Here is a 674-nt window from a genome sequence, read left to right on the forward strand (position 1 = left end):
TATTTTGTTTTTCATAAGAGGCTAGACTTAGCCACCACTTGAAAGTCATCTCTGTATAAAATGGTGCCGACGTCTGAATGATGTAATGTCGCCACCTTTGTATCATATTCTTCTAATATATATTTTAGCTCATACATGAGTGATATATGTTTGACGCTTGAGTCTAAAAACCAAGAGATAGCATTGTCTGGCCATGACTTTGAGTGGAACGGTGGACATGGTAGTGATTCATTAAGTTGAGTGAAGATTTCTTTAATATGCACCTGATGGTACTCGTAAAGGATCAATCCGTCGACAAGCATCATTTGTGCTTGGGTAATGATACCATGAGTATGCTGGAGTCGCTTTTCCTCCTCCATACTGGCAATAAATCTTATAAACATTGGATTCCTTTATTACTATTTATTCATCTAGTTTAAGATTTTATCATTGATAATTTATCGTTGGACGATTTGAGAGTTAGCACAGAGTGTAAATAAATTTCATTCTATTAGTCAATTATAGAGGAGATGCACATGGAAACCATTATCCACGAAGCCATAAATCTTAGAGAGGCCGGAAATTATCATGCGTCTCGGCTTTTGCTGCGTACGCTATTGGATGACAGTCAATATGCAGCCAAAGCAAATTTATACATGGCTTGGTCTTATGATAATGAAGGCAAAGAGAAGCAA

At 36.9% G+C, this 674-nt stretch carries 1 protein-coding gene; it reads right to left on the minus strand.

The features are described from left to right. Window positions 1-11 precede the first annotated feature (11 nt). Complete coding sequence (locus AB4623_RS18450) at window positions 12-383, minus strand: hypothetical protein (RefSeq protein ID WP_102258049.1); 372 nt, start codon at window positions 381-383, stop codon at window positions 12-14. Window positions 384-674: the final 291 nt, after the last annotated feature.

Source organism: Vibrio sp. 10N.222.52.C12 (genome assembly GCF_041474215.1).
GTDB lineage: Bacteria > Pseudomonadota > Gammaproteobacteria > Enterobacterales > Vibrionaceae > Vibrio > Vibrio crassostreae_C.

What these genes read in the sequence shown, in the direction of transcription:
- AB4623_RS18450 (WP_102258049.1), bottom strand. Translation starts at nt 383, where the DNA reads ATGTTTATAAGATTTATTGCCAGTATGGAGGAGGAAAAGCGACTCCAG.